This window comes from Paraburkholderia sp. SIMBA_054 (assembly GCF_046534875.1).
Classification (GTDB): domain Bacteria; phylum Pseudomonadota; class Gammaproteobacteria; order Burkholderiales; family Burkholderiaceae; genus Paraburkholderia; species Paraburkholderia hospita.
Map to the genome: position 1 here is coordinate 1 of NZ_JAWRXV010000134.1, position 5,681 is coordinate 5,681.

Consider the following 5,681-nt stretch of genomic DNA (forward strand, 5'->3'; position numbering starts at 1 on the left):
CAGGCAAGCTCGACTTCTCGGGCTTCAATCCACATGCCTCGTGAGCCGCATTAGCCACTCCACTTTTGAAATAGCCAGAAAAGCCGCCCAGAAATTATTGTGTTCATCGTTTAACTACGATGGGCTCCTTGGCGAACCATAGCTCGAATTGCCGTGCGCGCAGGTTCGGGTAACTTCCGTAGCGGGCACTCAGGTTTCGCAATTCGACCTGAGGCGTGACGAGCGACGCATTGATGGCATTCGCGAGCTTTTGCCCGTAGCGCTCGCAATCGGCGTTAGTGAAGCAGCGCAACTCGCTATGGGTCGGTACATTCTTGACGACTTCGGCGCCCGGCATGTCCGGAGGTCCGCCGCCGAAGTTGTAGCTCGCGAGCTTGCGTTTCAGCTCGGCAACCTGAGGGAGCTGTGTGTTATCGGCGATCTGGATATAGAGCAGCGGAGCGGCATTGTCGGCGCTCGCGTCGGTCAGCTTGCTGGCCTGCTTGTTCAATACGTCCTGCGCCGCGAGCAGTCGCCCCTTCAACTCCGGATGTTCATCGATTGCGGTGCTTTTGGTGACGAGCCCGATTTCATCTTGCGCATACTGCAACGACTTCGCCGCCGTGTCCTGGTCGCGTTGAAACTGTTGTGTGTTGTTGGCGGATCTCAGTTCCGCAAGGAGAGCTTCCTGGGCCGCCAGCGCTTCGGCGGAACGCGCGCGCTGTGCATCAAGTTGCTCGTGCTCGGCTTTGCGTTGCGCGTCCGTGGCCGTTTTGTACTGCATATAAAGGCCCGAAGCGAGCACCGCCGTTACGAAGCCTCCACTGGCAATGACGATCGCGAGTCGTCGCGTGGCCTTCATCTTGTGCAGCTCGATACGGTGCGCCTCGTCCCGTTCGCGCATAGCTACTTCATCGTTGATCCGCCGTTCCCGCTCAACCTGGCTTGCCGCGAGCAGCGCCTGGACCTTGTCCCACCCGCCCCCATAGCGCTCTGCCCAATACTCGTTGCGCGTCTGAATCCAGCGCGAGCGCTCCTCCACGGCCGTAGGACCGAGAACGTTGGACTGGTTCTGCTCGAAGGCTTCCGCCTGAATCAGCAGTGCGCGCCAGATCAGACCGTCACGGAATTCGCGCCCGAGCCAGTCGCCCGACTGGTCGGCGAGCCTTTTCCAGCAGCGGATGAGTGCCTCGTGGCTGACGTCGACGAGGTCGTTTTCCCCGATCGGCCCGTCGCCGAACGGCGAGAGAAATGAAACGCCGTCGGCACGAAAGACGTCGATGATTTTGTGCACTTCGTCTGTATGATCCGCGCAGCCTGCCTCGAGTGCGAGGCGTCCGAGCCGCCTCGGCCGGCGGATGGCGCGCGAGTCGGCGTCAATGTCGGTGAGTGTGCGAAACAGGTTTTCCACCGCGAGCGGAGCGTTATCAAGCGGCTGCGCCGCCTGCACCGCACGCGCCATAACTTCGTCGGCATGGCGCGAGAGCAGATCCGGCAGGCTCCCATTGCTTTGAAAATCCTCTATCGAAAGTCGCCAGCGCATGCCGGCTTCAGGCTGATCTCCGGGACTGCCCTCTGTATCGCATCTCGCTTCGGCCACTCGCTGATACATCACCATCAACCCGTGCTGGATGAGCGGCAGCGCGTCCTGGCTGCCGCCCACATCGGCGATCAGGCGTTCGGTCAACTCGGGGCTGATCTCGCCGCCGAAAAGCGCCGCAGGCTCGCGGATTGCGCGTGCGAGGTCGTGATGCTCCATCCGGGGCACGAGGTATTGTGTGTCGTTCACGACCTCGGCGAACCCGTCGAAGAGCCCGCACGCCCCGAGGTATTCGGATCGCATCGTGAGGATTACATAGAGCTGCTCGGGCGGCCTTGCGTGTAGCGCGACTAGTGCCTGCGTGAACAACTGCGCTTCTGTCGGGCCGAAACGGCGGGCATGCGCGAACAGTTCCTCGAACTGATCTATCAGAATGCAGACGCGCTCGCGCGGCCCAAGCGCGAGCAGTTCCGCAATCCGTGCCGGCGCGTCCTCGCCGTAGTTGAACGCGCGCAGAAACTGAACTGCACGGGACTCGTCGGCTGACGGGGCCAGTCCGGCGAGAGAGCGCGCAAGGTTCCATAGCGGCTCGTCGCGCGGCAGCGACTTGCACGTCTTCCAGCGCGTCAGGCCTCGCGCGTTTTCCTGCTCTAGTCTCGGTAGCACGCCCGCGCGCACGAGCGAGCTCTTTCCACATCCGGAATCGCCGTGAATCACGAGAAGGCGCTATTTCAGGAGCCGCGTCACGACGGCATCGGACATCCGCTCGCGGCCAAAGAAAATCGTCCATTCGCTCTTCTCGAAGGGCCTGAGGCCCGGATAAGGCCGTGAGGGTAGCTCGACCGTGAACATGTCGTCGAAGTCATCGATGTCGGGTGCGCTCATCTCAGCACCTCCTGAGCGGGACCTCTGCCGACGAGCCAATTACGCAATGCGCTCGTCCACGGCTGGTGTTTCACGTCGAGCCATTCCGCTTGCAGCCAGCGGGCAGTCCGCTTGCGCACCTCGGTCGCAACCGGCGCACCGACCATATCGAGCACGCCGCAGGGCAACAGACGCTTCGTGCGCGCACGCGCCGACTGCCGGTCGTGCTTGCCGACCAGCACGAGATCGCGGTCGAGCGCGCCGCCGTCAAGGGTGGCGAGCAACAGCAGCGCATCGCATTCGCACATCACGTCGACGCGCTGCTCGCGGATTTCCTGTAGCCTGTCCGGGTCCCGCTCGGCGGGGTCCGGACTGCCGGGCAGCACGCCGAAGCCGCTCTTGTCGAGGTTTTCCGCGGCTATGTTCCAGGCCTCGGCATCCGCCGCGTTGCCGTGCAGATAGATCGTAAGCCCTTCGGATTTGGCGAGCCGCTCGGCTTCGGCGCGTTCGTGCTGCATTGCCTCGATACGCGCTTGAATCGCAAAGAGCTTGGTCGACAGGACACCTGCCAGGTGCACGAGCGCCTTGCTGCACGCGCTGTCACGATCGCGCATGTCCGGCCAGCCGAACGGGCGGATCGCGAGCTCGTTGTCGCCGGTCAGCGGGCGGGTGGAATGCGAAGCCGGGCAGCTGTTCGCCGCGCACGTCGACGAGTTCGCGTGGCCATGGCTCGTCGGTCGGCATCGCGCGCACCACGGCGATGCGGTCGTTGTCGGCGAGGCCGATCTGCGGTTGGTGTGCGCACCACGACTCCCGTTCGCGTCTGCACCATTGCGAAAGCAGGTAGTCCTGCGTCATCAGGACGAGCAGGATGGCGGCCCCGCGGATATGTTCTTCCAGTCCGTCGGTGAGCGGCGCGAGCGGATCGACGCCACTGTCGGGCTCGTGATCGATATCGAGAAACTGCCGGTACTTCCGCAATCGAGGATTCACAATGATTTCGTCGCGCAACGCGTGCGCGAACGCCTCCGACCAGCGCGCGAGATTACCCGGACCCTGCTTCGATGGAGGCCCGTGAGCATAGCTGATGAAGACGTCGTGAAAGAATGGCGAGCCCAGATAAGGCATAGACTGTCTCGTTGCTGCAACACGTTCGGCGCTCGTTCGAGATTCGCCGCGCTGCGGCGAACGGCCGTTGAGCATCACAAATCGTCGGTGCTGACTCATGATTTAGTGCTCGTAGCGACAAGTTCAAGCTGGATGTCAAAGGCAATGTGCGGTTGCGCACCTACTGGCTCTCGTTCATGGCCTCCGGCAGCCCCATGAATCCCTACCCTTGATTTCAACGCATTGTGTGCCAAGAACGTTAGTATCAAATGGCCGATGCCTGCGATGCTTTATCGAAGATGAAGGATGGCCCCCTCGAAGTCGGCTTGCAGGAACAGGCTTCAGTGTGTCACGCGCGACTGGTTACGCGTGCACGAAAATCAGCAACGGCTTCCGCAAGGAGCTTGCGATAAAGGCTGGCGCGGCGCAGTAGCGCCAGCCTTTATCGCAAAACAAAGGAGGTACACGACATGAATAGCATCAGGTCTTGAGAGTCGCCCGCAGGCATAAATGAACGCGGCGAACGCGGACACACCGACGGCAATCTACTCAAAGTAGACGGTTCGATGAAACTACCGGAGCGGACCGAAATCCACGTGTAGAAGTACCGGTTCCACTTGCGCGTCAAGCATCGAGCGCTGCAGCCGGCTTAGCAACGCCCTCGCGTCCCCAAGATGCATGCTGAGTGAGCCGGCTTCGAAACTTTCCCGTTCGAAATGAACAATCTCCGCTGACGACCCTTCGTCTGAACCACAATCTGCACAGCACAGATTGTTCACCTCGATAAGGTTTTCGAGCAGCGTCTAGAGCCACTCGAAAAACTAACTCGCTGCGCTCTTCCAAGACCGTCATGTATCTCTCGGAACCTCTAGCATCTTCACAGATCCACATGGGAGTGGAACGACGAACATCTGCACCCGTTCGACATCCGCAGTTGCGTTATGGTGGACATCGCGACGGTCCGTTGCAGCTCTTCAACGGCCCACATACCCTCTATATGAACGCGTCCCTTTTGCAACAGTTTTCTTGTGTTCAGACAGACAGGAATGGGCTGCAGCTGGCTCTGTCAACTTATCGAGACTGAGGCGGAAAGACGGCAGGAAAAAGCGTCCCTCAGAACGCGTAGGACGGATTTTGGGTGACTTCGGTGAGTTCCCATCAGGCAACGAATCGCGCCGCGAGCTGTTTGCGATAGAGTGAAGCGCGCAGCAGATGCCGCTTGAGCGCGAAGTGTTGCCTGATCGGCCCGAAGCACGAGAGAAATTTCTGTGTGCGTTTCGGGTCGCGAAAGCCGCGCATGCGACGCTCGCGTTCGCGCGTTCGCGCGTTGGCTGGTGGCTGTTCTCTGCACGGTTGTTCAGTCGGGCGGCCGCTTTGACGAACACGTGCTTCACGTTCGCAAGTTCCGGGATCTCCGCTTTTGCCGCCGGATAGCTGCGCAACTGATCGGTGACGATCTTGCGCGGTACCGGGCTCGAGCGCAGCACACGCTTGAAGAAACGTTTGGCCGCGGCTTTGTCGCGCCGCTTTTGTAGCAAGATGTCGAGTTCGGCGCCATGCTCGTCGACCGCACGCCACAGCAGGTGCGGTTCGCCACGCAGCGTGACGAACATCTCGTCGAGGTGCCACGTGCTACCCGGCTTGCGTCGCGCCGCTTTGACCCGGTGAGCGAAGCCCTTGCCAAACTTATCGCACCAGCAACGGATTGTCTCGTATGTCACGGTCACACCGCGCTCGAAGAGCAGTTCCTCGATGTCGCGCAAGCTCAACTGAAGCGGAAATACCAGCGCACAGCGCAACTGATGACCCCGGCTGGGAAACGGTGACCGTGATAGAGCGATTTCGATTTCTTCATCACGCCATCTTACGTGACCGGGCCAGCAACCTGACAACGCCCGTGGCTACACTCAGATCGATCGAGGCGGAACGGCAAGCGCATCATTACGCAAGTGCCACGCGTCACGCGGAAGAACCGATGCCACGACAACTGACGATAGGCAACTTTTCGAGTATTGCAAGCTAAATGCTAAGGATGCTTGAACTCGACACGCCGATCGAACCAATCACGCTGATTATTTTGTCAGGAGCGTGTCTCGAAGACCATAAACAGAAATCGGCTATTTCAAAAGTGGAGTGGCTAATGCGGCTCACGAGGCATGTGGATTGAAGCCCGAGAAGTCGAGCTTGCCTG

General features: G+C 60.4%; 4 protein-coding genes and 1 pseudogene. All 5 read right to left on the minus strand.

Going from position 1 to position 5,681, the window contains the following annotated elements; genetic code table 11:
* Positions 1–103: 103 nt before the first annotated feature.
* The gene (locus tag SB822_RS54050) at positions 104–2,236 is read right to left on the minus strand and encodes a hypothetical protein (RefSeq protein WP_410858712.1); all 2,133 of its coding nucleotides are present in this window, start codon (positions 2,234–2,236) and stop codon (positions 104–106) included.
* Between the two features lie 9 nt (positions 2,237–2,245).
* On the minus strand, positions 2,246–2,404 hold the full coding sequence (locus SB822_RS54055; RefSeq protein ID WP_410858713.1) for a hypothetical protein: 159 nt from the start codon (positions 2,402–2,404) through the stop codon (positions 2,246–2,248).
* On the minus strand, positions 2,401–2,997 hold the full coding sequence (locus tag SB822_RS54060; protein ID WP_410858714.1) for a hypothetical protein: 597 nt from the start codon (positions 2,995–2,997) through the stop codon (positions 2,401–2,403). The genes SB822_RS54055 and SB822_RS54060 overlap by 4 nt, the downstream gene beginning before the upstream one ends.
* Positions 2,984–3,511: a hypothetical protein gene (locus SB822_RS54065; RefSeq protein WP_410858715.1), complete on the minus strand. Its 528-nt coding sequence runs from the start codon at positions 3,509–3,511 to the stop codon at positions 2,984–2,986. The genes SB822_RS54060 and SB822_RS54065 overlap by 14 nt, the downstream gene beginning before the upstream one ends.
* Positions 3,512–4,648: 1,137 nt before the next feature.
* Positions 4,649–5,345: pseudogene (locus SB822_RS54070) on the minus strand (IS6 family transposase).
* Positions 5,346–5,681 lie beyond the last annotated feature (336 nt).

Excerpts from the sequence above, each read along its gene's own strand:
- SB822_RS54055 (WP_410858713.1), bottom strand. The coding sequence starts at position 2,404 with ATGAGCGCACCCGACATCGATGACTTCGACGACATGTTCACGGTCGAG.
- SB822_RS54060 (WP_410858714.1), bottom strand. The coding sequence starts at position 2,997 with ATGCGCGATCGTGACAGCGCGTGCAGCAAGGCGCTCGTGCACCTGGCA.
- SB822_RS54065 (WP_410858715.1), bottom strand. The coding sequence starts at position 3,511 with ATGCCTTATCTGGGCTCGCCATTCTTTCACGACGTCTTCATCAGCTAT.